This window comes from Halomonas campaniensis (assembly GCF_014193375.1).
GTDB classification, from domain to species: domain Bacteria; phylum Pseudomonadota; class Gammaproteobacteria; order Pseudomonadales; family Halomonadaceae; genus Halomonas; species Halomonas campaniensis.
The window spans coordinates 147304-173175 of record NZ_JACHZF010000006.1; the positions used below are offsets into that span (position 1 = coordinate 147304).

At 69.8% G+C, this 25872-nt stretch carries 23 protein-coding genes; 6 read left to right on the plus strand and 17 right to left on the minus strand.

Translation table 11 applies throughout. The annotated features are described in order from the left end of the window. Window positions 1-37 precede the first annotated feature (37 nt). The 3 genes from BDK63_RS05450 to BDK63_RS05460 form a co-directional block, all read right to left on the minus strand. Entirely contained in the window at window positions 38-700 is a 663-nt protein-coding gene (locus tag BDK63_RS05450) for a LuxR C-terminal-related transcriptional regulator (RefSeq protein ID WP_183330347.1), read from the minus strand. Window positions 701-919: 219 nt separating this feature from the next. Continuing rightward, window positions 920-2869: an acetate--CoA ligase gene (acs, locus tag BDK63_RS05455; protein ID WP_183330348.1), complete on the minus strand. Its 1950-nt coding sequence runs from the start codon at window positions 2867-2869 to the stop codon at window positions 920-922. A gap of 175 nt (window positions 2870-3044) precedes the next feature. Further along, complete coding sequence (locus BDK63_RS05460) at window positions 3045-3605, minus strand: SprT family zinc-dependent metalloprotease (protein ID WP_183330349.1); 561 nt, start codon at window positions 3603-3605, stop codon at window positions 3045-3047. 116 nt (window positions 3606-3721) lie between these two features. On the opposite strand from BDK63_RS05460, the gene BDK63_RS05465 reads away from it, so the two are divergent. Further along, a complete protein-coding gene (locus tag BDK63_RS05465) occupies window positions 3722-4366 on the plus strand; it encodes a YecA/YgfB family protein (RefSeq protein WP_183330350.1) in 645 nt (214 codons plus the stop codon). A 25-nt stretch (window positions 4367-4391) separates the two neighbouring features. Here BDK63_RS05465 and BDK63_RS05470 read toward each other — a convergent pair whose 3' ends face one another. Next, window positions 4392-5513, minus strand: a complete 1122-nt coding sequence (locus tag BDK63_RS05470) for a phospholipase D-like domain-containing protein (RefSeq protein ID WP_183330351.1) — start codon at window positions 5511-5513, stop codon at window positions 4392-4394. Between the two features lie 114 nt (window positions 5514-5627). On the opposite strand from BDK63_RS05470, the gene plsB reads away from it, so the two are divergent. Beyond that, complete coding sequence (plsB, locus tag BDK63_RS05475; RefSeq protein ID WP_246385840.1) at window positions 5628-8111, plus strand: glycerol-3-phosphate 1-O-acyltransferase PlsB; 2484 nt, start codon at window positions 5628-5630, stop codon at window positions 8109-8111. On the opposite strand, the gene BDK63_RS05480 is transcribed toward plsB, so the two are convergent. The 6 genes from BDK63_RS05480 to ampD all read right to left on the minus strand — a co-directional run bounded on the left by BDK63_RS05480 (window position 8112) and on the right by ampD (window position 16212). After that, window positions 8112-8876, minus strand: coding sequence for a class I SAM-dependent methyltransferase (locus tag BDK63_RS05480; RefSeq protein WP_183330352.1), 765 nt, complete (start codon window positions 8874-8876; stop codon window positions 8112-8114). Continuing rightward, window positions 8873-9577: a tRNA (adenosine(37)-N6)-threonylcarbamoyltransferase complex dimerization subunit type 1 TsaB gene (gene tsaB, locus BDK63_RS05485; protein WP_183330353.1), complete on the minus strand. Its 705-nt coding sequence runs from the start codon at window positions 9575-9577 to the stop codon at window positions 8873-8875. The genes BDK63_RS05480 and tsaB overlap by 4 nt, the downstream gene beginning before the upstream one ends. Before the next feature lie 106 nt (window positions 9578-9683). Further along, window positions 9684-10340, minus strand: a complete 657-nt coding sequence (gene adk / locus BDK63_RS05490; RefSeq protein WP_183330354.1) for an adenylate kinase — start codon at window positions 10338-10340, stop codon at window positions 9684-9686. 234 nt (window positions 10341-10574) lie between these two features. Next, complete coding sequence (gene aceF / locus BDK63_RS05495; RefSeq protein WP_183330355.1) at window positions 10575-12563, minus strand: pyruvate dehydrogenase complex dihydrolipoyllysine-residue acetyltransferase; 1989 nt, start codon at window positions 12561-12563, stop codon at window positions 10575-10577. Window positions 12564-12624: 61 nt separating this feature from the next. Further along, window positions 12625-15297 (minus strand): pyruvate dehydrogenase (acetyl-transferring), homodimeric type, encoded by a 2673-nt coding sequence (aceE, locus tag BDK63_RS05500; protein ID WP_183330356.1) that lies wholly within the window; start codon window positions 15295-15297, stop codon window positions 12625-12627. A 348-nt stretch (window positions 15298-15645) separates the two neighbouring features. Beyond that, window positions 15646-16212, minus strand: a complete 567-nt coding sequence (ampD, locus tag BDK63_RS05505) for a 1,6-anhydro-N-acetylmuramyl-L-alanine amidase AmpD (RefSeq protein WP_183330357.1) — start codon at window positions 16210-16212, stop codon at window positions 15646-15648. Window positions 16213-16325: 113 nt separating this feature from the next. On the opposite strand from ampD, the gene nadC reads away from it, so the two are divergent. Further along, window positions 16326-17177, plus strand: a complete 852-nt coding sequence (gene nadC / locus BDK63_RS05510) for a carboxylating nicotinate-nucleotide diphosphorylase (protein WP_183330358.1) — start codon at window positions 16326-16328, stop codon at window positions 17175-17177. A 4-nt stretch (window positions 17178-17181) separates the two neighbouring features. Here the strand turns inward: nadC and BDK63_RS05515 are convergent, their stop codons facing one another. Continuing rightward, on the minus strand, window positions 17182-17712 hold the full coding sequence (locus tag BDK63_RS05515) for a GNAT family N-acetyltransferase (RefSeq protein WP_183330359.1): 531 nt from the start codon (window positions 17710-17712) through the stop codon (window positions 17182-17184). Between the two features lie 102 nt (window positions 17713-17814). Here BDK63_RS05515 and tsaA point away from each other — a divergent pair, with 102 nt between their 5' ends. After that, window positions 17815-18540: a tRNA (N6-threonylcarbamoyladenosine(37)-N6)-methyltransferase TrmO gene (gene tsaA / locus BDK63_RS05520; protein ID WP_183330360.1), complete on the plus strand. Its 726-nt coding sequence runs from the start codon at window positions 17815-17817 to the stop codon at window positions 18538-18540. Between the two features lie 61 nt (window positions 18541-18601). Here the strand turns inward: tsaA and purC are convergent, their stop codons facing one another. From purC to dapA, 4 genes are read right to left on the minus strand one after another with little or no spacing between them, the layout of a single operon-like run. Beyond that, window positions 18602-19315 carry a phosphoribosylaminoimidazolesuccinocarboxamide synthase gene (purC, locus tag BDK63_RS05525; protein WP_183330361.1) on the minus strand — a complete coding sequence of 238 codons (714 nt, stop codon included), beginning with the start codon at window positions 19313-19315 and terminating at the stop codon, window positions 18602-18604. 58 nt (window positions 19316-19373) lie between these two features. Continuing rightward, a complete protein-coding gene (locus BDK63_RS05530; RefSeq protein WP_183330362.1) occupies window positions 19374-20180 on the minus strand; it encodes an MBL fold metallo-hydrolase in 807 nt (268 codons plus the stop codon). Beyond that, complete coding sequence (locus BDK63_RS05535) at window positions 20180-21145, minus strand: lipoprotein, NlpB (RefSeq protein ID WP_183330363.1); 966 nt, start codon at window positions 21143-21145, stop codon at window positions 20180-20182. The genes BDK63_RS05530 and BDK63_RS05535 overlap by 1 nt, the downstream gene beginning before the upstream one ends. Before the next feature lie 45 nt (window positions 21146-21190). After that, window positions 21191-22075, minus strand: coding sequence for a 4-hydroxy-tetrahydrodipicolinate synthase (gene dapA, locus BDK63_RS05540; protein WP_183330364.1), 885 nt, complete (start codon window positions 22073-22075; stop codon window positions 21191-21193). Between the two features lie 211 nt (window positions 22076-22286). Here dapA and BDK63_RS05545 point away from each other — a divergent pair, with 211 nt between their 5' ends. Continuing rightward, window positions 22287-22760 carry a peroxiredoxin gene (locus BDK63_RS05545; RefSeq protein WP_183330365.1) on the plus strand — a complete coding sequence of 158 codons (474 nt, stop codon included), beginning with the start codon at window positions 22287-22289 and terminating at the stop codon, window positions 22758-22760. A 45-nt stretch (window positions 22761-22805) separates the two neighbouring features. Here the strand turns inward: BDK63_RS05545 and BDK63_RS05550 are convergent, their stop codons facing one another. After that, window positions 22806-23906 carry an AI-2E family transporter gene (locus BDK63_RS05550; RefSeq protein WP_183330366.1) on the minus strand — a complete coding sequence of 367 codons (1101 nt, stop codon included), beginning with the start codon at window positions 23904-23906 and terminating at the stop codon, window positions 22806-22808. Then, the gene (locus BDK63_RS05555; protein ID WP_183330367.1) at window positions 23903-24151 is read right to left on the minus strand and encodes a sulfurtransferase TusA family protein; all 249 of its coding nucleotides are present in this window, start codon (window positions 24149-24151) and stop codon (window positions 23903-23905) included. The genes BDK63_RS05550 and BDK63_RS05555 overlap by 4 nt, the downstream gene beginning before the upstream one ends. Before the next feature lie 149 nt (window positions 24152-24300). Between BDK63_RS05555 and BDK63_RS05560 the strand changes: the two genes are divergently transcribed. Then, window positions 24301-25767, plus strand: coding sequence for a M48 family metalloprotease (locus BDK63_RS05560; protein WP_183330368.1), 1467 nt, complete (start codon window positions 24301-24303; stop codon window positions 25765-25767). Window positions 25768-25872: the final 105 nt, after the last annotated feature.

The window sequence follows — 25872 nt, forward strand, 5'->3', positions numbered from 1 at the left end:
GGGGTTCTGCTTGGCGCTTGTAGCTCGGCGCTTGGCGCTACGACTCGACCTTCGGCGGCTCCACCTCGAGCTTCTGGGCGGCGATCACCGCCTGGGTGCGCGAGTGCACGCCCAGCTTGCGCAGGATGGCGGTGACGTGGGCCTTGATGGTCGCCTCGGAGACGCTCAGCTCGTAGGCGATCTGCTTGTTGAGCAGCCCCTCGGTGAGCATGTTGAGCACGCGGAACTGCTGCGGGGTCAGGGAGGCGATCGCCTCGGCGAACTTGGTCTCCTCCTCGTCGGCCTCGCCCATCACGCCGGCGAGCTCCGCGGGGAGCCACACCTCGCCGTCGAGGATCTCCCCCACCGCCTCGGCAATCAGCTGCAGCGAGGAGGACTTGGGGATGAAGCCCGAGGCACCGTAGTCGATGGCGCGACGCACCACATGGGGCTCGTCGCTGCCGGAGACCACGGCCACCGGAATGTCGGGGGTCTGGCCGCGCAGCTGGATCAGGCCGGAGAAGCCGTGGGCGCCCGGCATGTGCAGGTCGAGCAGGATCAGGTCGGCATCCGGGTGGCGGGTCACCACCTCCGCAGTGGCCTCCATGGTGTCGGACTCGACGATCTCGGCCTGGGGCGCCAGCTGTCGCAGCGCCTGGGTCAGGGCTGCACGGAACAGCGGATGGTCATCGGCGACGATGAATTTCTGGGCAAAGGCCATGGATTCTCCTCCGGTTCCTCGAGCAGCGGGCCGACGGCCGCCACGCTGGGCTTTCAATTGTCGTCACGCATGTTACCCCATGCCGGAGGCGATTCCCAAGCATCGCGACAACATTGTCGACAACGTGTCCCGCACCCAGCAAGAAGCCGGCCCGAGGGCCGGCTTGGAGAGCTGCCATGACGGCAGACGAGACCGCCTGCCGCGGGACGATCGGGGCACTCAGCGGTTGGCGCGATGCTCGATCAGCTCGTCGACCACCGAGGGATCCGCCAGGGTGCTGGTATCGCCCAGGCCATCGCACTCGTTGGCGGCGATCTTGCGCAGGATACGGCGCATGATCTTGCCGGAACGGGTCTTGGGCAGGCCCGGGGCCCACTGGATGACGTCCGGCGAGGCGATCGGGCCGATGTCCTTGCGCACCCACTGGGTGAGCTCCTTCTTAAGCTCGTCGGTGGGCTCCACGCCTTCGGTCAGGGTCACGTAGATGTAGATGCCCTGCCCCTTGATGTCGTGGGGGAAGCCCACCACGGCGGCCTCGGCCACGGACTCGTGGGCCACCAGCGAGGACTCGATCTCGGCGGTGCCCATGCGGTGGCCGGAGACGTTGAGCACGTCGTCGACGCGGCCGGTGATCCAGTAGTAGCCATCCTCGTCGCGGCGGCAGCCGTCACCGGTGAAGTAGACCCCCTGATAGGTGGAGAAATAGGTCTGGACGAAGCGCTCGTGGTCGCCCCAGATCGAGCGCGCCTGGCCCGGCCAGGAGTCGGTGAGCACCAGGTTGCCATCCACGGCACCCTTCAGCTCCTTGCCCTCGCTGTCGTAGAGCGCCGGCTGCACGCCGAAGAACGGCAGGGTGGCGGAGCCCGGCTTGAGCGGAGTGGCACCGGGCAGCGGCGCGATCATGATGCCGCCGGTCTCGGTCTGCCACCAGGTGTCCACGATGGGGCACCTGGAGTTGCCGATCACCCGGTAGAACCACTCCCAGGCCTCCGGGTTGATGGGCTCGCCCACCGACCCCAGGATGCGCAGGCTGTCGCGCTGGCTGGAGTCCATGACATTCTCGCCATGGGCCATCAGCGCACGGATGGCGGTAGGCGCGGTATAGAGGATGTTGACCTTGTGCTTGTCGACGACCTCGCCCATGCGGCCATGGCCCGGATAGCTCGGCACGCCCTCGAACATCAGGGTGGTGGCGCCGTTGGCCAGCGGGCCATAGACGATGTAGCTGTGGCCGGTGACCCAGCCCACGTCGGCGGTGCACCAGTAGACCTCGCCGTCCTGGTAGTCGAAGACGTACTGGTGGGTCAGGCTGGCGTAGACCAGGTAGCCGCCGGTGGTGTGCTTGAGGCCCTTGGGCGCCCCGGTGGAGCCGGAGGTGTAGAGGATGAACAGCGGATCCTCGGCGTTCATCTCCTCGGCCGCACAGTCGGTGGACTGCTTCTCGACCAGGTCGCCGTACCAGACGTCACGCCCTTCGTGCCACTGGATCTCGCCGCCGGTGCGCTTGACCACCAGCACGTTCTGGCACACCTCGGTACCGTCGCGGGTCAGGGCCGCGTCGACGTTGTCCTTCAGCGGCACGTGCTTGCCGCCGCGCACGGACTCGTCGGCGGTGATCACCAGCTTGGACTGGGCACCGACCACCCGCTGGGCCACGGCGTCGGGGGAGAAGCCGCCGAACACCACCGAGTGGACGGCGCCGATGCGAGCACAGGCCAGCATGGCCACGGCGGCCTCGGGGATCATCGGCATGTAGAGGGTCACCACGTCACCCTTGCCGATCCCCAGCTCCTTCAGGGCATTGGCCAGCTGGCAGGTCTGGGCATGCAGCTCGCGGTAGGTGGTGTGCTTGGAATCGTTGGGGTCATCGCCCTCCCAGATGATCGCGGTCTGGTCGCCGCGGGTCTCCAGGTGGCGGTCGAGGCAGTTGACGCTGGCGTTGAGGGTGCCGTCCTCGAACCAGCGGATATCCACGTTGTGCGGATCATAGGAGGTGTGCTTGATCCGGGTCGGCGCCTTGAACCAGTCGATGCGCTTGGCCTGCTCGCCCCAGAAGGCGTCAGGGTCGTCCACGGACTGCTGGTACATGGCCTGGTACTTTTCCTTGTCGGCCCAGGCCTTGGCGGCGATGTCGTCGCTCACCGGGTAGACGTTCTGCTGATCGCTCATGGAGTTGCCTCTGTCCTTGGGGTGGCCCCGTCAGATGAGTGAAGCCGGCCGGCATGCCATTGGCGTTGTGTGTGCGCCGACCGACACCATTGGAAGGTGGCCCCAGCATACTCCCGCCCGGGGCGACTTCCCTTTAGACATTGGTATGATCAAATTCCTTTTTTATAACAATGACTTAAACGCCATTTTCAAACGCCGACCGGCCAAGATAGACCAAGGTCTGAGCGCAGTGCCGACAGCGGTAGCCGCGCCCCCGCCGGGCCAGCCCGTGGCGGCGCTCGGTGAAGGCGTGCTCGCGGCAGGCGCAGGCGTAGCGGTGCGGGGCCGGGCTCGCCCTGGACGTATCGAACCGATGGGTGGTGCTCGGCACCAGGCCGAACAGCCGCCGCATCACCGTCTGCCACTCCCGGCCATGGGCGCGGGCCAGGTGGCCATCCTCGAGGTGGTGAACCAGCCAGTGGGCCATCTCGTGGGGCACCACCTCGACCAGGAACGCGAGACGGTTCTCGGCATAGAGCACCGGGTTGAAGCGTAGCCCACCGCGCCCGAAGTGCGCCTGCCCCGCGCACTTGCCGCGCAGGTCGCACCACACCTTCGGCCGCGGCAGGTGCGGGTGGACCTCGCGGCACAGCCGCCAGGCCGCCTCGACCCGCGCATGGAGGGCCGCCAGCAGCGCCTCGTGGTCGAGGGCAGCCAGCCGGACGGGGTCGGGGTGGGGCAGCGCGGGACGGTCCATGGGATGCTAGAATGGCGCCTGGTGCCCCGGGCGACAACCCCCGCCTGGCCCGCGGCGGGCCGGACCATCGCCGGCGTGCCCGTCCCCGTTGAGATCCTTCATCCCGAGAGAATCCGATGTCCGATACCCCGCCCCCCGAACCCCTGCTCGATGACGACGAGCTCGACCGTCTCGACGATTTCCTGGCGTCCGAGCAGGTGGGGGAGGATGCCCTGGACCTGATCGGCACCCACGCCTTCATGGTGGCGCTGGCCGTGGCGCCCAGCGACGTGGCGCCCGCCGCCTGGGTCGCCGAGCTCTTCCAGGGCGAACCCGCCTTCGCCGACGACGCCGAACGCGAGGCCATCCTCGGCCTGCTCGAGCGGCTGCGCCGCAACGCGATCGCCGCCCTGGAACAGGGCCTGCTGCCGGAGCTGCCCTTCGAGCTGACGCTGGACGGGCTGCCAGCGGAGGAGACCCCGATCGGCGACTGGTGCGCCGGCTTCATGGAGGGGGTCTTCCTCGACGAGGCGGCCTGGTTCGAGGAGGACGAGGAGGCCGCCGCCACCCTGCTGCTGCCCTTCATGGCGCTCTCGGGCCTGTTCGACGAGGAGCCCGACATGGCCGAGTTCACCGCCGACACCGCGCGACTCGAGGCACTGGTTCGCCAGCTGCCCGAACTGGTGCTTGACCTCTACCTGCATTATCGGGTCCCGCCGGAGAGCCCCAAGCCGACCCCGCGCAGGAAGAAGCCCGCCGGGCGGGGCAAGGGGCGGCGGTAAGCGCCTGTCGCCGAGCGCTGGGCGTTTACCGTAACCGCGTCAGCATCCCGTCCAGGCTGCCGTAGAGCCACTCCTTGAGGCGCTGCCAGCGCGGGCGCCGGGCCCAGTCCTCGCGCAGGATCTCGTGGCTCGCGTCGAAGTTGCGCTCGAACAGTTCGGCCACCTCCGTGGCGAACCGGGGGTCGTCGACCTCCTGGTTGGCCTCCAGGTTCCAGTGCAGGCTCCAGTGGTCGAAGTTGCAGGAGCCGATGCTGGCCCAGTCGTCGACCAGCGAGAACTTGGCGTGGATGAAGGTGGGCTGGAACTCGTGGATGCGCACCCCGGCGCGCAGCAGGCGACCGTAGAAGCGCTGGCCGGCGTAGCGCACGCCCGGGTGGTCGTGCAGCTCGCCGGGCAGCAGCAGCCGCACGTCCACGCCGCGTCGGGCGGCCCTGGCCAGCCGCAGGCGCAGGCCGAAGGTGGGCACGAAGTAGGGGGTGCAGATCCAGATGCGACCCCGCGCCCCGGAGACCCGCTGATGCAGGGAGTGGCGGATTGCCTGGTAGCGGTAGCCCTGGCCCCACACCACCCGCCCGCGCATCCCGCGATAGCCCTCCCGGGTCTCCAGCCGCGTCCCTAGGTCGTGCACCAGCGACGGCCGGCCGCTGCCGCGGGTCAGCGGGGAGTCCCAGAGGCGGCAGAACAGGCGCACCCAGTCGGCCACCACCGGCCCCTCGATGCGCACCGCCACCTCGTACCAGGCGTCCAGGAACTCGTCCACCGTCCCGAAGCCGCCGGTGAAGGCCAGCTTGCCGTCCACCACCACCAGCTTGCGGTGGTCACGGGTCAGGTTGCGCGCCAGGGAGTGGAAGCCCAGGGGGTTGAAGAAGCGCAGCGCCACGCCGCCCGCCTCGAGGCGGGCCCGCTCGGCACTGGAGAGCCCCATGGCGCCGTAGCCGTCGAGCATCAGCATCACCGTGACGCCGCGCTCCGCCGCCCTCACCAGCGAGGCGACCAGGGCGGCCGAGAGTCGGCCCGACTCCATCAGGTAGAGCTCGATCAGCACCGACTCCTGCGCCTGCTCGAGGGCCTCGAACATGGCCGGCAGGAAGCAGGCCGCCTCGGGCAGCAGCTGGAAATGATTGCCGTCTCTCCACATGCCGTGCATGGCCGCATCCCTGTCCCGCGCCTTGCCTGGAACCGGACAGTCCATTGCCTGACCGGCCGCGTCCCGATGACTATACTGGGCTTTTCCTGACCTTTCCTACGCCGGGGCAAACGGATGGCCTTCCCGCACTCGCTGACGCTGGTTTCCCGGGTCCTGATGACACCGCTGCGCGCGCCGATGGAGCGGCTGATCGCCGCCTGGGTGGAGACCCGCCTGGTCGAGCCGCCCCCCGACGCCCTCGACCTGGATCCCGCGCTGCCGGTGCTCTACGTGCTGCCGCGGCCGGCGCTCAGCGATACCCTGCTGCTGGCGTCCCTGACCCGCGCCCACGGCCTGCCGCCTGCCGGGGGGCGGCGCACCGTCGGCTCACTGACGCTGCCCGCCTGCCTCGCCCTGCCCGTCCCCCGCCGGCGCCCCTGGCGACGGGCCACCCGGCCCCAGGCCCCCTTCCGGGCGCTGATCGAACAGCGCGGCCGGGGCCTGGAGGGCGAGGTGCAGCTGGTCCCCGTGAGCATCTTCTGGGGCCGGGCACCGGGCAAGCGCTTCGGCTTCTGGAAGATGCTCTCCGCCGACAGCTGGCGGCTCACCGGCCGGCTGCGCCGAGCGCTTTCGGTGCTGGTCAACGGCAAGAGCGTGGAGATCCACTTCGGCGCCCCGCTGCGCCTCGGCGACCTCCTCGTGGAGGCCGACGGGCCGCCCGACAGCGCCCAGACCAACCGCAAGGCGGCCCGCCTGCTGCGGGTCCATTTCCGCCGCCTGCGCACCCGCGTGCTCGGCCCCGACCTCTCCCACCGCCGCACCCTGATCGAGGGGGTGGCCGCCAGCCCCGAGGTGCGCCGGGTGATCGGCGAACTCGCCGCCGACGGCCGGCCCTCCCCCGCGAGGCTGGAGCGCCGCGCCCTGCGCTACGGGCGGGAGATCGCCTCGAACATGACCTACCCGGTGCTGCGCTTCATGGATGGCCTGCTGCGCCGGCTGTGGAACCGCCTCTACGACGGCGTCGAGGTGCGCGGGCTGGAACGGGTCAAGGCCCTGGCCGGCGACCACACCCTGGTCTACGTGCCCTGCCATCGCAGCCACATCGACTACCTGCTGCTTTCCTACGTGCTCTATCGCGACGGGCTGATGCCGCCGCACATCGCCGCCGGGCGCAACCTGGACATGCCGCTGATCGGTCCGCTGCTGCGTCGCGGCGGCGCCTTCTTCCTGCGCCGCAGCTTCCGCGACAACCGCCTCTACGCCACGGTGTTCAACGAGTACCTGCACCGCCTGATCTCGCGGGGCCACCCGCTGGAGTACTTCATCGAGGGGGGCCGTTCGCGCAGCGGGCGCATGCTGCCGGCACGCCCCGGGATGCTGGCCATGACCCTGCGCTCCTTCCTGCGCAGCGCCGCCGGCGGCACCCGCCGGCCGCTGGCCTTCGTGCCGGTCTACATCGGCTACGAGCGGATCATCGAGAACGCCAGCTACCAGCGCGAGCTGCGCGGCGGCAGGAAGCGCAGGGAGAGCCCGCTGGCGCTGATGCGGGTGCTGGGCCAGCTGCGCCAGCCCTTCGGCCGGGTCGCGGTCAACGTCGGCGAGCCCCTGGTGCTGGCCGACTACCTGGACGAGACGGTGGGCCCCCGCTGGCGGCACGGCCGCGAGGAGCGCCCCGAGTGGCTCGGCGACCTGGTGCCTCGGCTCGGCGAGACCCTGGGCCGGCGCATCAACGCGGCGGCGGCCCTCAACCCGGTCAACCTGGTGGCGCTGGTCCTGCTGGCCACGCCCCATCACGCCATCGAGGCCAGCCTGCTGGAGCGCCAGCTGGCCCTGCTCGCCGAGCTGCAGCGGCGGCTCCCCGGCGGGACCCATGCCAGCCTGCCCGAGGGCGAGCCGGCCGGCTGGATCGACCAGGCAGTGGGCCTCGGCATGGTCGAGCGCCGCGCCCACCCGCTCGGCGACATCGTCGTCGCCGATGCCGCCCGGGCCGCCCTGCTCGGCTGGTACCGCAACAACGTGCTGCACCTCTTCGCCCTGGCGGGCCTCACCGCCTTCGCCTTCCGCCACCAGGCCAGCCACCACCCCGAGGCGCTGGAGACTCTGCTGGCGCCGGCCTGGCCGATCCTGACCCGGGAGCTGATGGTGGCGCCGCCGGCCTCGCTGCAGGCGGGCCTGGCCGAGATGCTCGCGCTGCTGGGCGACCTGGGCCTGCTGGAGCGCGAGGGGGAACACTGGCGGCGGCGGGGCGAGCCACTGGAGGCCGGCGAGTGCCTCGACCTGCTCGGCCAGCTGATGCAGCCCTCGCTGGAGCGGGGCTACCTGCTGCTCAGCGTGCTGCTGGATGCCGGGACGGGCCGCCTCACCGCCGATGAGCTGGCCGGGCAGAGCCGCCAGCTGGCCGAGCGGCTGGCCCTGCTCTCGGGGCTGGACGCCCCGGAGTTCTTCGATACCCGGCTGTTCGTCAGCCTGGTGGAGAGCCTGGAGCGGGAGGGGTGGCTGTGGCAGGAGGCGGGACGCCTGGCCTTCGACGACCGGCTGCGCGAGGCGGCCCTGCAGTCGCGCCGGCTGTTCGACCCGGCCCTGCGCCACCGCCTGCAGCTGGTCACCCGGCGGGGCTGATCAACTCGCCTTCAGCGCGCGATGCACATAGAGGTCGTAGCGGCTGGTCTTGCCCTCGATGGCGTGTCGCGGTGCCGGCCCCTCGATGGGCGGCGCCTTCCTCGGCCGCTTGACCACCACGCGGTGGGTCGCCACGTCCAGCGCGGCCTCGAGCAGCCGCGGGGCGTCGGCGTCGTCGCCGGCGAGGGTGCGGAACAGCCGCATCTCCTTCTTGACCAGGGCCGACTTGTCACGGTGGGGAAACATCGGGTCCAGGTGGACCACCTGGGGCACCACCCCCGACGCGGCCACCAGCGTGTCGAGCTCGCGGCTGGCATCGCCATGCTGCAGCCGCATGCGACCGGCGATCTCGGCGGTCTCGGCGTCCCTCAGGGCATGGGCCAGGCCGTCCTCGAGCAGCGCGAAGATCGCCGCCACCCGCTCCACCAGCAGCACCTCGGCGCCCAGGCCGGCCAGCACGAAGGCGTCCCGACCCAGGCCTGCCGTGGCATCCACCACCGAGGGCGTCACCCCCTGGCCGAGTCCGCAGGCGCGGGCGACCAGCTGGCCACGGCCGCCACCGAAACGCCGGCGGTGGGCGGCGCGGCCGGAGGCGAACTCCACCGCCAGGGGGTGGCCGTAGCGCTTCGCGTCGCCGACCAGTACCAGGCGGCCCTCGCGGCGCTCGAGGGTCAGCTCGGCCTCGACCCCGAAGGGGAGTCCCAGGCGCTCGGCCAGGGCGGCCAGGGCCGGGCCGTGGACCGCCACCGGCGGACGCTCGCTCATCGCGCCTTCTTCCAGGCCACCTCGTTGCGCAGGTAGACCGGCTGGACGAGATGGGCCGGCCGGCCCCGGCCGGCTTCCAGTTCATGCATGGCCAGCAGCGCCATGTCGGCGGCATCGGCCTCCACCTCGGGCAGGCGCTGGCCGAGGCTCGCCTGTACCTCGACGGGCATCTGTTCCCACAGCCCCCAGCCGGACCCCACGCCGACCCAGTCATGGTCGTCGTGGCCGGCAGGCAGGCGCAGCCGCTCAGGCGGCATCACGGCCTCCTCGAGGAGCGGCTCCGGCAGGCCGTCGCGGCACTGCCAGGCGGCAACGTAGACCTCGCCCATGCGCGCATCCAGGGCGGTGACCAGCCAGCGGAAGTGGTGGCGACGATGGGCGCCCAGGGCCAGGGCCGCCAGGGTGGAGACGCCGAGCAGCGGCCGGTCGAGGCCATAGGCCAGCCCCTGGGCGGCCCCGGCGGCGATGCGCAGGCCGGTGAAGGAGCCGGGGCCGTGACCGTAGGCCACGGCGTCGAGCTCCGCCGGGCGCACGCCGGCCTCGGCCAGCACCTCGTCGACCATGGGCAGTAGCCGCCGGGTGTGCTCGCGGGGGGTCATCTCGAAGCGGGAGAGCAGTTCGTCATCGACGCCCGGGCGGCGGCGCAGCAGGGCGGCCGAACAGGCGCTCGAGGAGGCATCCAGGGCCAGCAGGATCGACATGGCAGCACCATCGCAGGGGAGAAAAGTGGCAGCATTATACGCGCCGGGGCCACAAACGACGATGGCCCGCAAGAGCGGGCCATCAGAGTCAGAGCAGAGGGCTCGATCAGCCCTCGAGGGCCTTGAGCACCTGCGCGGTGATCTGATCGACGCTGCCGACGCCTTCCACACGGTGGTAGGCCGGCGCGGCTTCCGGGTCCTGCTCCGCCCAGGCCTGGTAGTAGTCGACCAGCGGCGCGGTCTGCTCATGGTAGACAGCCAGGCGGTTGCGCACGGTGGACTCGCGGTCGTCGTCGCGCTGGATCAGCGCCTCGCCGGTCACGTCGTCCTTGCCCGCCTCCTTCGGCGGATTGTACTCGACGTGGTAGACGCGACCGGAACCCGGGTGCACGCGGCGGCCGGCCAGGCGCTTGACGATCTCCTCGTCCTCCACGGCGATCTCCAGCACGTGGTCGAGCTTGACGCCCGCCTCCTTCATGGCATCGGCCTGGGGGATGGTGCGCGGGAAGCCATCGAACAGGAAGCCGTTCTCGCAGTCCGGCTGGGCGATGCGCTCCTTCACCAGGGCGATGATGATGTCGTCGGACACCAGGCCACCGCTGGTCATGATCTCCTTGACCTTGACCCCCAGTTCACTCCCCTCCTTGACGGCGGCACGCAGCATGTCGCCGGTGGAGATCTGCGGGATGTTGAAGCGTTCGCAGATGAACTGGGCCTGGGTGCCCTTGCCGGCACCCGGGGCGCCCAACAGGATCAAACGCATGTTCGTGTCCTCGAAAAATAAGTGATTGTCACAAGTGGAGAAATGGTTGGAGGGGAACGATAACCGCGGGACTGCCACCGCACAAGCGCCGCCCGCCCTGCCAGGGGCCCGAAACGCCCGAAAAAGGCCAGGATATCAACATGCTCCGGGCCGAATAACACTTTGGTCTGGCAGTGCATCGCCGTCAAACGACGACGGCGCCGGAAGGCGCCGTCGTCGCTCCCTCACCCGCGGTTACAGCAGCAGGCGACGGATGTCGGTGAGCAGCTGGGCCAGCAACGCAGTGAAGCGCGCCGCATCGGCCCCGTTGACCGCCCGGTGGTCGTAGGAGAGCGACAGCGGCATCATCAGCCGCGGCTCGAACGCCTTGCCGTCCCACACCGGCTTCATCGAGGCCTTGGAGACGCCGAGGATGGCCACCTCCGGGGCATTGACGATGGGCGTGAAGGCGGTGCCGCCGATGGAGCCCAGGCTCGAGATGGTGAAGCAGCCGCCGGTCATCTCCTCGCGCTTGAGCTTCTTCGACTGGGCCTTCTTGGCCAGCTCCACGGACTCCTTGGCGATGTCGATCAGCGACTTCCTGTCGGCGTCGCGGATCACCGGCACCATCAGGCCGTCCGGGGTGTCCACCGCGAGCCCGATGTGGACGTATTTCTTCCACACCACGGTCTCGCCGTCGGCCTTCAGGCTGACGTTGAACTGCGGGTACTGGCGCAGGGCATAGGCACAGGCCTTGATCAGGAAGGGCAGCGGCGTCAGCTTGGCGCCCTGGGCCTCCGCCTCGGCCTTCATGGACTTGCGGAAGGCCTCCAGCTCGGTGATGTCCGCCTCGTCGAACTGGGTGACGTGGGGCAGGTTGACCCAGCTGCGGTGCAGGTTGGTGGCGCCCATCTTCATCAGGCGCCCCATGGGCTTCTCTTCCACCTCGCCGAACTGGCTGAAGTCCTGGTCCGGAATCGGCGGGATGCCGGAGCCGCCCGCCGCCGGCGCGCCGGCCGGCGCCTGGGCCTTGCCCTGGCTGGCCATCACCTGCTTGACGTAGGCGTGGACATCCTCCTTGAGGACCCGCTCCTTGGGCCCGCTGGGCCGCACCAGCCCCAGGTCGACGCCCAGCTCGCGGGCCAGCATGCGCACCGCCGGGCCGGCGTGGACCAGCTTGCCGTCGCGTGGCTTGTGGGCCGCCATCTCGGCCTCGGGGCTGGGCGTGCCCGCCGGGGTCGGGGCCGGCCTGTCGGCCTTGGGCGCCTCGGCCTTCTGCTCCGGGGCCTTCGCCGCGGACTTCTTCGCCGGCTTGCTGCCCGCGACTTCCATGTAGCCGATCAGGTCACCCTCGGAGACGGTGTCGCCCTCCTTGACGGTGAGCTCGAGCAGCTTGCCCTTGACGGGACTCGGCACGTCCATGGAGGCCTTGTCGGACTCCAGGGTGATCAGCGGGTCTTCCTCGTTCACCTCGTCACCGGCGGCCACGGCGATCTCGATGATCGGCACGTCACTGGAGCCGGAGAGGTCCGGTACGCGGATCTCGCGCCGCTCCGGCTCGCCGGAGGCCGCCTCCTCCTCGGGCTCCGGCTCGGCAGCCCGGGGCTCGGGCTCGGCGGCGGCCGGGGCCTCGTCGGCATCCTCGCCGGCACCGCCGTCGTCGACCTCCATGGTGCCGATGACATCACCCTCGGAGACGGTATCACCCTCCTTCACGGTCAGGGACACCAGCTTGCCGGCGTGGGGGCTCGGCACGTCCATGGAGGCCTTGTCGGACTCCAGGGTGATCAGGGTGTCCTCGGCGGCCACCTCGTCGCCCTCGGCCACCGCCACTTCGATGATCTCCACGTCGTCGGAGCCACCCAGGTCGGGGACCTTGATCTCCACGGTGCGCTTGCCACCGCCGCCGGCCTTGGCCGCGGGCTTCTCGGCGGGCTCGGGCGCCTTCTGGGGAGCCGGCTCGGCCTTCTCCTCGGCCTGATCGGCCGCCGGCTCGGCATCGCCGCCCTCGACCGCCAGCTCGACGATGTCGTCCCCCTCAGAGACGGTGTCGCCCTCCTTCACCAGCACCTTGACGACCTTGCCGCCCTTCGGCGACGGCACGTCCATGCTGGCCTTGTCGGACTCCAGCGTGATCAGGGTATCCTCGGCCTCGATCACATCGCCTTCGGATACCGCGATCTCGATGATTTCGACATCCTCGCTACCGCCGATGTCGGGAACTTTGATGATTTCGCTACTCAAGGTCGCGCTCCTTCCAAATCGTGCCTGGAACCGGCGGGCCCGGGGCCCGCCGATCACCGGATCAGTCGGTCAGCGGGTTGGGCTTGGCCGGGTCGATGCCGTACTTCTTCAGCGCCTCGCCGACCACCTTGCGATCCAGCTCGCCACGCTCGGCCAGCGCCTTGAGCGCCGCCACGGTGACGAAGTGGCGGTCGACCTCGAAGAAGTGGCGCAGCTTCTCGCGGGTGTCGGAGCGGCCGAAGCCGTCGGTGCCCAGCACGTGGTAGTCGGTCGGCACCCAGGCCCTGACCTGATCCGCGAACAGGCGCATGTAGTCGGTGGAGGCGATGGCCGGGCCCTCGCGCCCCTCGAGGCAACGGGTGACATGCGGCTTGGCCGGTTCGGCCTCGGGATCCAGGAAGGCGGCGCGATCCAGGGCCAGCGCCTCGCGACGCAGCTCGTTGAAGCTGGTGACGCTCCAGATGTCCGCGCCGATGCCCCATTCCTCGGCCAGCATCTCGGCGGCGGCCTCGACCTCGCGCAGGATGGTGCCACAGCCCAGCAGCTGGACCCGGCCCTTCTTGCCCTCGGTCTCGCGCAGCAGGTACATGCCCTTGACGATGTCCTCGGCCGGGATGGTCGCAAGCTCCGGATGCTCGTAGTTCTCGTTCATCACCGTCAGGTAGTAGAAGCAGTTCTCCTTGTCGGCGAACATCCGCTTCAGGCCGTCCTGGACGATCACCGCGACCTCGTGGGCATAGGTCGGGTCGTAGCTGCGGCAGTTGGGGATGGTGGAGGCCTGCAGGTGGCTGTGGCCATCCTGGTGCTGCAGGCCCTCGCCGTTGAGGGTGGTGCGCCCGGCGGTACCGCCCACCAGGAAGCCCCGTGCCTGCAGGTCACCGGCCGCCCAGGCCAGGTCACCGATGCGCTGGAAGCCGAACATCGAGTAGTAGATGTAGAACGGCAGCAGCGTCAGGTTGTTGTTGCTGTACGAGGTCGCCGCGGCCATCCACGCGGACATGGCGCCGGCCTCGGAGATGCCCTCCTCGAGGATCTGGCCCTGCTTGTCCTCGCGGTAGAACATGATCTGGCCCTTGTCGACGGGCTCGTACTTCTGGCCTTCGGAGGTGTAGATGCCGAGCTGGCGGAACATCCCCTCCATGCCGAAGGTGCGTGCCTCGTCGGGCACGATGGGCACCACCTGCTTGCCGATCTGCTTGTCCTTCACCAGGCCGTTGAGGATGCGCACGAAGGCCATGGTGGTGGAGACCTCGCGGCCCTTGGAGCCGCCGGTCTGGGAGGCGAAGGTCTTGTCCTCCAGGGAGGGGATCGGCAGGGCCTCGAAGTCGCTGCGGCGCTGGGGCAGGTAGCCGCCCAGCCGCTCGCGCTGCAGGTGCATGTACTTGAGCTCGGGGGAGTCGTCCTCCGGCTTGTAGTAGGGCACCTCCTTGAGCTGTTCGTCGGTCAGCGGGATGCCGAAGCGGTCGCGGAACTTGCGCAGCGCCTCGTATTCCATGCTCTTGACCTGGTGGGCCTCGTTGGCCGCCTCGCCGTCGCCGCTGCCCATGCCGTAGCCCTTGACGGTGTGCGCCAGGATCACGGTGGGACGGCCGTTGGCGTTGTTCACCGCCTGGTGGTAGGCCGCATAGACCTTGAACGGGTCGTGGCCGCCGCGGTTGAGCTTCCAGATGTCCTCGTCGGACATGTCCTTGACCATCTCGGCGGTCTCCGGGTACTTCCCGAAGAAGTGCTTGCGGGTGTAGGCCCCGTCGTTGGCCTTGTAGTTCTGGTACTCGCCGTCGACCGACTCGTCCATGACCTTCTGCAGCACACCCTTCTTGTCCTTCTCGAAGAGCGGGTCCCACAGGCGGCCCCAGACCACCTTGAGCACGTTCCAGCCGGCACCGCGGAAGACGCCCTCGAGCTCGTCGATGATGCGGCCGTTGCCGCGCACCGGGCCGTCGAGGCGCTGGAGGTTGCAGTTGACGACGAAGATCAGGTTGTCGAGCTTCTCGCGGCTCGCCAGGTGGATGGCCCCCAGGGACTCCGGCTCGTCGCACTCGCCGTCGCCCATGAAGCACCAGATCCGACGATCCTGCATGTCCTTCATCTCACGCGAATGCAGGTACTTCATCACGTGGGCCTGGTAGATGGCCTGGATGGGGCCGAGGCCCATGGAGACGGTGGGGAACTGCCAGAAGTCCGGCATCAGCCAGGGGTGCGGATAGGACGAGAGGCCGTCGCCATCCACCTCCTGGCGATACTTGTCCATCTGCTCCTCGGTCAGGCGACCCTCCAGGTAGGCGCGGGCATAGACGCCCGGGGCCACGTGGCCCTGGATGTAGACCAGGTCGCCCTCGAAGTCGCCGTTGGGCGCGCGGAAGAAGTGGTTGAAGCCCACATCGTAGAGAGTGGCTGCCGACATGAAGCTGGCGATGTGACCACCGAGGCCCGGGTTGGCGCGGTTGTTGCGGATCACCTGGGCAATGGCGTTGTAGCGGATCAGGGAGCGGATCCGGCGCTCCATGAAGAGATCCCCCGGCATCGGCGCCTCGCGATGCACCGGAATGGTGTTGCGATGCGGGGTGGTCACCGAGAAGGGCGCCTGTGTCCCGTCGCGGCGCAGGCGATCTGCCAGGCGGGTCAACAGGTACCGGGCGCGTTCCTCGCCCTCGCGATCCACGACCGATTCCAGGGATTCCAGCCACTCCGTGGTTTCGACCGGATCGAGATCCTCTCTTGCCTCCAGACTCATAGACGTCTCTCCGAATGACGATGGGGGGTGTCGTGCGCCCCGCAACGCAGGGGCCTGGTGGGTCTCTCCCGGGGAGAGCCATGCACGCCGCATGTCGGGGGTGATGTAGTAGTTTTACTAGACGATGCGATCTAGCTGCCTTGATGGCGACGAAGATACCGTAAACGCCCTCCCCTGCCAATTCAAGATAGAATGGAAATGTTTTTCACATTGATTGCATTGCACCGCAACACAAGGGATTAGCGACATTTCCCGGGACCGAATGCGACCAAGGACAAGGGCTTGTAGCCGAACTACCGTATGAATCGAGCGTGCCATTCCCCGCCCCCTCTCGGCCCGCGACAGCCCTCATGGAGTGCGTAGTTTTCGCAAAGTCTGGCGGAAGTAGGCCCAGTCGAAGGCCGGCCCGGGGTCGGACTTGCGCAGCGGGGCCACATGGGCGTGGCCGGTGATGCGCTGCTCGGCGAGCGCCGGGTAGGCCGCCAGCAGCTGTCGGGTCACGGCCGCCAGGGTCCGGTACTGCGCCCCGGCATAGGGCGAGACCTCGTCGCCCTCCAGCTCGATGCCGATGGCGAAGTCATTGAGGGCGACGCGCTCCCTGCCACCATCGCGCCAGCGCGACCGGCCGGCATGCCAGGCCCGGCGGTGGAAGGGCACGAACTGCACGCACTCGCCATCGCGGCGGATCAGCAGGTGGGCCGAGACGCGCAGGCCGGCGATGGTGGCGAAGAAGGGATGGGCTTCGGGGTCGAGCCGGTTGGTGAACAGCCGCTCGACATGCTCGCCACCGAACTCACCCGGCGGCAGGCTGATGGAGTGCAGCAGCAGCAGCGAGACCTCCCCGCTCGGCCGCGCGTCGCAGTTGGGTGACGGCACCCGCCTCGCCCCCGCGAGCCATCCCTGTTCGATCGGCATCCTGATCCCCTGACGTCGCCTGCCTGGATTCCCTATAATGAACGCCCTTGACGCTCATTGCCTACTCCGGCGCCCGCCGCGCCAGGCCCCAACCTCGAGAGTGACGCCCCGCCATGCATTACCAGGACGCCCTAGCCGAAGAGATCCGCGACAGCGCCGCCCGCCTGCTGGCCGAGGACGTCGGGCCCGGCGACATCACCGCCCGGCTGATTCCCGCCGCGCACCACGCCACGGCCCGGGTGATCACCCGCGAGGCCTGCGTGCTGTGCGGCGTGGCCTGGGTCGACGAGCTGTTCCGTCGCCTGGATGCCAGCGTCGCCCTGCGCTGGCACGCCGCGGACGGCGACCGCCTCGAGGCCGGCCAGGCCTTCCTCGAGATCGAGGGCCCGGCCCGCAGCCTGCTCACCGGGGAGCGCGCGGCGCTGAACCTGCTGCAGACCCTCTCGGCCACGGCCACCCGCACCCGCCACTATGTCGACCTGATCGCGGACACCGGCGTGCGGCTGCTCGATACCCGCAAGACCCTGCCCGGGCTGCGCCTGGCGCAGAAGTACGCGGTGACCTGCGGCGGCGGCCACAACCATCGCCTCGGGCTGTGGGACGCCTTCCTGATCAAGGAGAACCATATCGCGGCCTGCGGCGGCATCGCGGCGGCGGTACGGGAGGCCCGGGACATCGCGCCCCGGGCCCCGGTGGAGGTGGAAGTGGAAACCTTCGACGAGCTCGAGCAGGCGCTGGCAGCGGGCGCCGACGTGATCATGCTCGACAACTTCAGCCTCGACGACATGCGCGAGGCGGTCCGCCGCACCGCCGGCCGCGCCACCCTGGAGGCCTCCGGCAACGTCGACGAGACCACCCTGCGCGCCATCGCCGAGACCGGCGTCGACTGCATCTCCAGCGGCGCCCTGACCAAGGACCTCAAGGCCATCGACCTGTCGATGCGGCTGGTCGAGCAGGGCGACTGAGCGCTCAGGTCTCCAGCAGGGCGAGGGGCTTCTCGAAGCGCTTGCGGCAGAGCCGTTCGCCGCCGCGCTCCACCCACTCCTCGCCGACCTCCCGCCAGCCCCGCCGGGCGAGTGCCTCGGCCAGCACCAGGCTCGCCTCGATGGTGACGCGGGCGATACCGTGCTCGCGCAGCAGCCGCTCGGCGTGGATCAGCAGGGTCGCGCCGATGCCGCGCCGCGCCAGCGACGGCCAGACGTAGAGGGTCTCGATGCGCCCGCGGGGAATGTCCAGCTCGAGGAAGCCCACGCAGCGCCCGTCGCAGGTCGCCACCAGGGTGGTGTAGAGCGCCTGGCGCGCGGCCCAGGCGCTGGCGTCCCGCGGCAGGGCACCGGCCCAGGCCTCCCGCTCGGCCACGCTGTAGCGGGCCATGGCCCCCTGCATCACGGCGTGGTGGAAGACCTCGGCCTGATCGGCGGCATCCCGCGCCCGCGCCTGGCGGTAGAGGATGCGCGGCCCGGAGGCGGGTCCCTGCGGGGCGTTGGCGGTCTGGCTCATGGCGCTCCTGTCCGATGCATGGCTGTTGCTCGGAGCCTACACAAGCCGGCGCCCGCGGCCAATCCCCTCGCCCGCCGAGCGAGCGCCAGGCATAATCGCGCCATGACCGACACCCTCCCGCCCCCCTCCTTCGCCATGACGCCGATCGGCGTCATCGAGAGCGACTACCCCGACAAGTTCGGCATCCCCCGCCAGCCGGGCCTGGCCCCGGCGGCCCGGGCCAGCCTGGTGCTTGCCCCGCCCTTCGACGATCCGCTGGCGATGCGCGGCATCGAGGCCTTCAGCCACCTGTGGCTCACCTTCGTCTTTCACGAGAGCCCTTCGCGCTGGACCCCGCTGGTGCGCCCACCGCGCCTCGGCGGCAACGCCAGGGTCGGGGTGTTCGCCAGCCGCAGTACCCACCGCCCCAACCGCCTGGGGCTGTCGCTGGTCGAGCTCCTCGAGGTCGACACCCGCCGCGGCGTACGCCTGCGGCTGCGTGGCGCCGACCTGGTCAGCGGCACGCCGGTGCTCGACATCAAGCCCTACCTGCCCTGGGCGGAGTCGCGGCCCGAGGCGCGGGCCGGCTTCGCCCCCGAGGCGCCGCCCCGGCGGCCGGTCGGCTTCTCGGCCATCGCCGAGGCGGCGCTGGCGGCGCGGGAGGATGGCGACTCGCTGCGTGAGCTGATCACCCAGGTGCTGGCCCAGGACCCGCGTCCCGCCTATCATCGCCGCGGCGCCGAGGAACGGCTCTACGGCGTGCGCCTGCGCGACGTGGACGTGCGCTTCCAGGCACGGGGCGACGGGGAGCAGACGCGGCTGCAGGTGGTCGAGATCGTGCCGGCGTGACTCCCCCCGGAGACGACGAAGGGCCCCGCAGGGCCCTTCGTGGATCAGGGGGTCGACGCTGTCAGTCGAAGCTGACGCCGATGCGCCGGCCCACTTCCTCGTAGGCCTCGATCACCCCACCCAGCCCCTGACGGAAGCGGTCCTTGTCGAGCTTCTCGCGGGTCTGCGCATCCCACAGGCGGCAGCCATCCGGCGAGAATTCGTCGCCCAGCATCAGCTGGCCCTGGAACAGGCCGAACTCCAGCTTGTAGTCGACCAGCAGCAGGCCGCCATCGGCGAACAGCTGCTTGAGCACCTCGTTGACCCGGAAGGTCAGCGCCTTCATCTCGGCCAGCTGCGCCGGCGTGGCCCAGCCGAAGGTCTCGGCCAGCGACTCGTTGATCATCGGGTCGTGCAGCGCATCGTTCTTGAGGAACAGCTCGAAGGTGGGCGGCGTGAGCGTCTTGCCCTCCTCCACGCCCAGCCGCTTGACCAGGCCGCCGGCGGCGATGTTGCGCACCACGCACTCCACCGGGATCATCTCGAGCCGCTTCACCAGGCTCTCGGTATCGGAGAGACGCGTCTCGAAGTGGGTGGGAATCCCCGCCGCGGCCAGGGTCTCCATGATGAAGGCATTGAAGCAGTTGTTGACCATGCCCTTGCGCGCCAGCGACTCCATGCGCTCGCCGTCGAAGGCGCTGGTGTCATCGCGGAACTGCAGGACCACGCGGTCCGGGTCATCGGTGGCAAAGACCGACTTGGCCTTGCCGGCATAGAGTTCTTGACGCTTTTCCATGGAAGCCTCCAGAGGCTGCAAGCGGGTGACAATCGGGAAGTGGTGGCAGTATGTCGGGTCAGCCGATGAGCTGCCACGCCAGGCCCTCGTCCTGGCGGGCGACCTTCAGCCGCGATTCATCGCCATCGAGCAGCGGCACCAGGGCCTCCCGGGCCAGCTCGGGGCGGTTGTTGTGTTCGGAAAGGTGCGAGCAGACCACCTGCTGCAGGCGGTCCAGGCCCAGCCGGGCCAGCAGGGCCGCCGCCTGGGCGTTGGCCAGGTGGCCCCAGTCCCCGCCCACCCGGCGCTTCAGCCGCGGCGGATAGGGCCCCTCGGCGAGCATCCGCACGTCGTGGTTGCACTCCAGCACCAGGGCATCGCAGCCGGCGAAGGCCCCGGCCACGTGGTCGGTGGGGTGACCCAGGTCGGTCAGCACCCCCAGGGAGCGCCCTCCCCCGCCGTGGAAGCGGAACTGTACCGGCTCGCGGGCATCGTGGGGCACGGTGACCGGATCGATGGTCAGCCCCTTGATGGCGAAGCGCGCCTGGGGAGTGATCCAGTGACGCCGGGGCAGCTCGCCCAGCCGGCCCGAGGCCCAGGTCCCCGGGGTCAGGTAGACCGGCACGCCGTGGCGTCGCGCCAGGGGGCCGACCCCGCGGATATGGTCGCCATGCTCGTGGGTCACCAGCACGGCATCCAGCTGACGGGGATGCAGGCCGAGATCGGCCAGCCGCCGCTCGGCCTCGCGCAGGCCGAAGCCGCAGTCCACCAGCAGGTGGGTCTCGCCATCGCTGACCAGGGTCGCATTGCCCTTGCTGCCGCTGCCCAGGGAGCCGAAGCGCAGGACGCCGGCAGGGAGAGCGGCCTCGGCCACCCGCTCGGCCATCAGCGCAGCAGGCCCGCCACCCGCTCGAGCAGCTCGCGCTGGTCCTCGGGGCTGAAGCCGCGCTCGCTGGCGTTCTCCGCCCGCAGCACGGTCTGCTCGGGTCCCGCCGACTCCAGCACCAGGCGGATCTGCTGGTGCATCTGGCGAACGTCCGGGCTGAAGACGATCTGCAGCGGGTTGCGGTTGCGCTCGGTGACCGTCATGTAGCTGATCAGGAAGTCATGGGCCTCGGGGTCGCGCTCGAGCAGCTCGCGGCGCTCCTCCACGGTGAAGTCCAGTTCCAGCTGATGGCTCAGCTCGGCCCAGGTGCGGTCGATGTCCAGCGGGACCTGCACCACCCACTGCTCGCCCTGCTGGGTGACGCGCAGGCGCTCCTCGCCGGCCAGCCGCTGGGCGGCCAGGGAGGAGGAGCTGGCCGAGGCGCTGCGCGCGCCGAAGTACTGTTCCAGGGCCTCCAGGCAGGCCGCCACCGGGGCACCGCCCTGGTCGCAGCGGACCTCGCTGTCGCCGGCCCGCAGCCCCTGGCGCACGCTGAGTCGCGCCTGCTGGGTCTCGATCACCCCGCGGGAGGAGTCGCTGGCCACCACACCGAGGCCGCGGGTGCGGGCGAAGTCCTCCAGCTGCGGCCAGACGCTGCCCGGGTCGGTACCGATCACCAGCCAGCTGTCGCGACCGATGTCGCGGCGCTCGACGAAGTCGCGCTCGACGGCCCGGCCGGCGCCCAGCGGCTGCGGGCTGGGGGCCCGGAAGCGGCCGTCCGGGGCACGGAAATCGCCGGCGGCCTCGGGTACCGGCATGGCATCGCGGTAGCGCTGCGAGTCACGGGTCTCGGGCAGGACCAGCGGCGAGCTGCCACGGGCCTCGGCGTAGTCGACGTTGCGATCGTGGTAGTAGCCGTCGGGGCGCGCACAGCCCGCCAGGGCGATGGCCGCCACCAGCGGGAGCCATTTCAGCGCAGAGTTCATGCGTCCACCTTGCATCCAGTTCTCCAGGTTCCGGCGCGGCGCCGATCAGTCGTCGATCAGTCCGGCCAGCTGCAGGGCCTCGCTGATGGTGGAGTGGTACTTCTCCGAGAGCCAGGTGAGCGGCAGGCGGATGCCCGGCTCGATCAGGCCCATGCGGTGGAGCGCCCACTTCACGGGAATCGGGTTGGACTCGATGCCCAGGTTGGTGTGCAGGGGCATCAGTCGGGTGTTGATCTGGTGGGCGCGGTCGGTATCGCCGGATACCGCGGCGACACAGAGGTCATGCATCGCCCGGGGCGCCACGTTGGCGGTCACCGAGATATCACCGTGGCCGCCCATCAGCATGAAGTCGCAGGCGGTGCCGTCGTCGCCGGAATAGAGCATGAAGTCGCTGCCCTTGAGGCGGGCAATCAGGTCCTCGGCGCGCTCCAGGTTGCCGGTGGCATCCTTGAGGCCGACGATGTTGTCGACCTCGACCAGGCGCATCACGGTCTCGTTGTAGAGATCGCTGGCGGTGCGCCCCGGCACGTTGTAGAGGATCACCGGCAGCTTGCTGCCCTCGGCCACCGCCTTGAAGTGGCGATAGAGGCCTTCCTGGGTCGGCTTGTTGTAGTAGGGGCAGACCGACAGGCAGTAGTCGGCCCCCACCTCGCTGGCATAGCGCGCCAGCTCGACGGCCTCGGAGGTGGCGTTGGCCCCGGTCCCGGCGATCACCGGGATGCGACCGTCGACCTCCTCGACCACGGCGCGGATCACGTCGAAGTGCTCGGCAAACGACATGGTGGTGGGCTCGCCGGTGGTGCCGGCGGCCACGATGCCGTCGGTGCCATTGTCGAGGTGGAAGTTCACCAGGCGGCGCAGCGCCTCCCAATCGATGTCGCCATTGACCTTCATCGGCGTCGCCAGGGCGACGATACTGCCAGTGATCATCCTCTCATTCCTCTCGATGCAACTCCGCGATACGACGACTGCGACTGCCGCCCTCCGGGGACGGGGACACGCCAATGGACGATGGCGCCCATGCCAGGGGGTAGATGGTACTCAGGCGGCCATAGCCTGTACAGCAAGGCGCGCCACTTTGACAGGCCCGCGGCGGTTGCGTGTAATCGGGGCTCGACCCACACCGCCAAGGAGCCACCCCATGAGCGTCAGTATCGGCCAGCCCGTTCCCGACTTCACCGCCACCGCCACCGGCGACACCACGGTCACCCTCTCCGAGCTCAAGGGCCGGCAGGTGGTGGTCTACTTCTACCCCAAGGCCAGCACCCCCGGCTGCACCACCGAGGGCGGCGACTTCCGGGACCGCAGGGAGGCCTTCGACGCCGCCAATACGGTGATCCTCGGCGTCTCCCGTGACGGCATTCGCGCCCAGGTGAACTTCAAGGCCAAGCAGGACTTCAACTTCGAACTGGTCTCGGACAAGGACGAGACGGTGTGCGGGATCTTCGACGTCATCAAGCTCAAGAAGCTCTACGGCAAGGAGCACCTGGGGATCGAGCGCAGCACCTTCCTGATCGACGCCGAGGGCCGGCTCGCCCGGGAGTGGCGCGGCGTCAAGGTGCCGGGGCATGCCCAGGAGGTGCTGGAGGCCGCCCAGGCGCTGCACGCCGGCTGAATCGGGCACCGAGAAGGCTCGACGGGGCCGCCGAGCGGCCCCTCGTCACTCCTCGGTCAGCGGCGCCACCGTCTCTTCCTGGCGGTGGCGCTTGATGCCCCGGGGCCAGGCGTAGACCAGCGCCTTGAGCAGGGTCGCCAGGGGGATGGCGAAGAAGATCCCCCAGAAGCCCCAGATCCCGCCGAAGAACAGCACCGCCACGATGATCGACACCGGATGCAGGTTGACCGCCTCGGAGAACAGGATCGGCACCAGCACGTTGCCGTCCAGCGCCTGGATGATGCCGTAGGCGATCACCACATAGAGGAACTCGTCGGTCATGCCGAAATGGAACCCCGCCACCGCCGCCACCGGCAGGGTGGCCACCGCGGCCCCGATGTAGGGCACCAGCACCGAGAAGCCCACCAGCACCGCCAGCAGCGCCGAGTAGGGCAGCCCGAAGTAGGCGAAGGTGAGGAAGGCGACGGTGCCGACGATGATGATCTCGATGAACTTGCCGCGTACGTAGTTGGCGATCTGGTCGTCCATCTCGTTCCAGATGCGGGTCATCAGGGTGCGCTTCTGGGGGAGCAGCGAGAGGGTGAAGCCCACCAGCGTCTCGCGATCCTTGAGCAGGAAGAACACCAGGATCGGCACCAGCACCAGGTAGATGATCAGCGCCAGCACGTTGCCCAGCGAGGCCAGCGACAGCGTCAGGGCCCGCTGGCCGAACTGGGTCATCTCGCGCCCGGCCACGGCGATCCAGTTCTGGATCTGGTCCGGGGTGATCAGCTGGGGGTAGCGCTCCTGCAGGTCGTCGAGGAGCTGCTGGCCGCTGGCGAACATGCGCGGCGTCTCCTGCACCAGCCCCACCAGCTGATTCCAGATCAGCGGCATCAGGATGAAGGCCAGCGCCAGCAACATGCCGATGAAGCCCAGGAACACCAGGGTCACCGCCAGCAGGTGGGGCACATGGCGGCGCTCCAGCCAGCTCACCGCCCCCTGCAGCAGGAAGGCGATCACCAGGGCGGTGAGGAAGGGGGCCAGCATGCGCCCGAGGAAGATCACCGCGGTGAAGCCGAGCACCAGCACCACCAGCAGGATCACCGCCTCCTCGTCGGAGAAGTAGTGGTCGACCCAGCCCTTGAAGACGGCCCGCAGGGTCATGAAGCGCGCTCCCCGCCCTTGCGGATCCAGTAGTGGTAGACGTCGCCACGCTCCTCCCTGGCCGGCATCTCATGGACGCTCTGGGCGACGAAGGTCTCGAAGTCGTGCCAGGAGCCAGCGTCGGTGGCCATCACTTCCAGCAGCTGGCCGGGCGCGAGGCGGGCCAGGGCCTGCTTGGCCTTGAGCAGCGGCAGGGGGCAGGGAAGACCGCGCGCATCGAGCACGTCATCAGGTTGCACAGCCATGTTGTCTCCCGGGAGAATGCAGAGGATGGGCGTCGCCGCCTCGGCCAGGCGAGCGCGAAACCCCTTGAGATTTAAAGGCACTTTGCAGGCCGAATCAATGTCGGATGGAGAAGCCCGCCGCTCGTCTTGCCCCACGTGAAGAGGATGCCATGCCGCGTCGACTCGCCCCCCGCCTTGCCGCCGGCGCCCTGTGCCTGGCCCTGGCGCTCCCCGCCACCGCCCAGTGGACCGACTCCCGATGGAGCAGCGATGCCGGGCTGCCGAGCCTTACGAGCGCCGACAGCCAGGCCGCCAGCGGCGAGGAGTTCGCGCTGGGGCGCGCCTGGCTGCGCCAGTTCCGGGCCCGGGCGCCCCAGTGGCAGGACCCCCTCGCCCAGGCATACGTGGAGTCGCTGGTCGCGCGGCTGCTGCCCCACAGCGGTATGGGCGGCTCCACTACCCTGGTCGCCCTGGTCGATAGCCGGCAGCTCAATGCCTTCGCCGTTCCTGGCGGGGTGGTCGGCGTCAACGCGGGCCTGTTCGCCTTCGCCGAGGAGGAGGCGGCGCTGGTCTCGGTGCTGGCCCACGAGCTGGGCCACCTCTCGCAGCGCCACTACGCCCGCGGCAAGGCCCGCGCCGAGCAGACCCAGGTCCCGGCCATGGCCGCCATGCTGGCCGGCATGCTGATCGCCGCCGCCGGCGGGGGCGATGCCGGCATCGGCGTGGCCATGGGCTCCCAGGCGGCCTTCATCCAGGACCAGCTGGCCTACTCGCGGCGCTTCGAGCAGGAGGCCGACCGCATCGGTCTGCAGGCCATGGCCCAGGCGGGCTATGACCCGGAGGCCATGGTCCGCATGTTCCGCGCCATGCAGCGCATGGCCAGTCTGCAGGGCGGCAACCCGCCGGAGTTCCTGCTCACCCACCCGGTGACCGAATCGCGCATCAGCGACACCCAGGACCGTGCCGGCCAGCTCGCGGTGAGCCGCCCCCGCGACGAGGATATCCAGTACCACCTGATCCGCGCCCGCGCCCTGCTCGCGATCCACGCCCGCGACCCGCAGCAGGCCGCCACTCGGCTGCGGCAGGACGGCGCCCCGGAGCCGGCCCGCCGCTACCTGGAGGCCCTGATCGCGGCCGGGCGCGGCGATACCGATACCGCGCTGCGCCGCCTGGACGGCCTGGCGCGGGAGCTGCCCGACCTCGCCCTGCTGCCCGCCTCGGCCGCCATGGTGGCCTTCGAGGCCGGGCGCTACGACGACGCCATCGCGCGCAGCCGGCGCCAGCTGCGGCTGATGCCGGGTCACGTGCCGGCCAGCCGGGTGCTGGGCGAGGCGCTGCTGCAGCGCGATCCCGACGAGGCGTGGCGGGTGCTGCGCGAGCTCGCCGACCAGCGCCCCGAGGATCCCCAGGTATTCACCCTGCTGGCCGAGGCCGCCGGCCGCAGCGGCCGCGAGGCCTGGGGCCACCTGGCACGGGCCGAACAGATGCAGCTGACCGGTCGCATCAGCGAGGCGATCCGCCAGATCGACGTGGCGAAGCAGGTGGCGCAGCGGGAGGGGGACAGCGCGGCCTCGGCGCGCATCGAGCAGCGCCGGGAGGCGTTCATCGGCTATCGGGAGACGCTGGAGAAGTTCTAGCGCCGAGTGTGTAGACATGATGGATTGACCTGCCCCGCCTCAACGTCGTGGGTTACGTTGAGGTGGGGACACCCAAACACAGAGCCACTATTGAGGGAGGCAGGT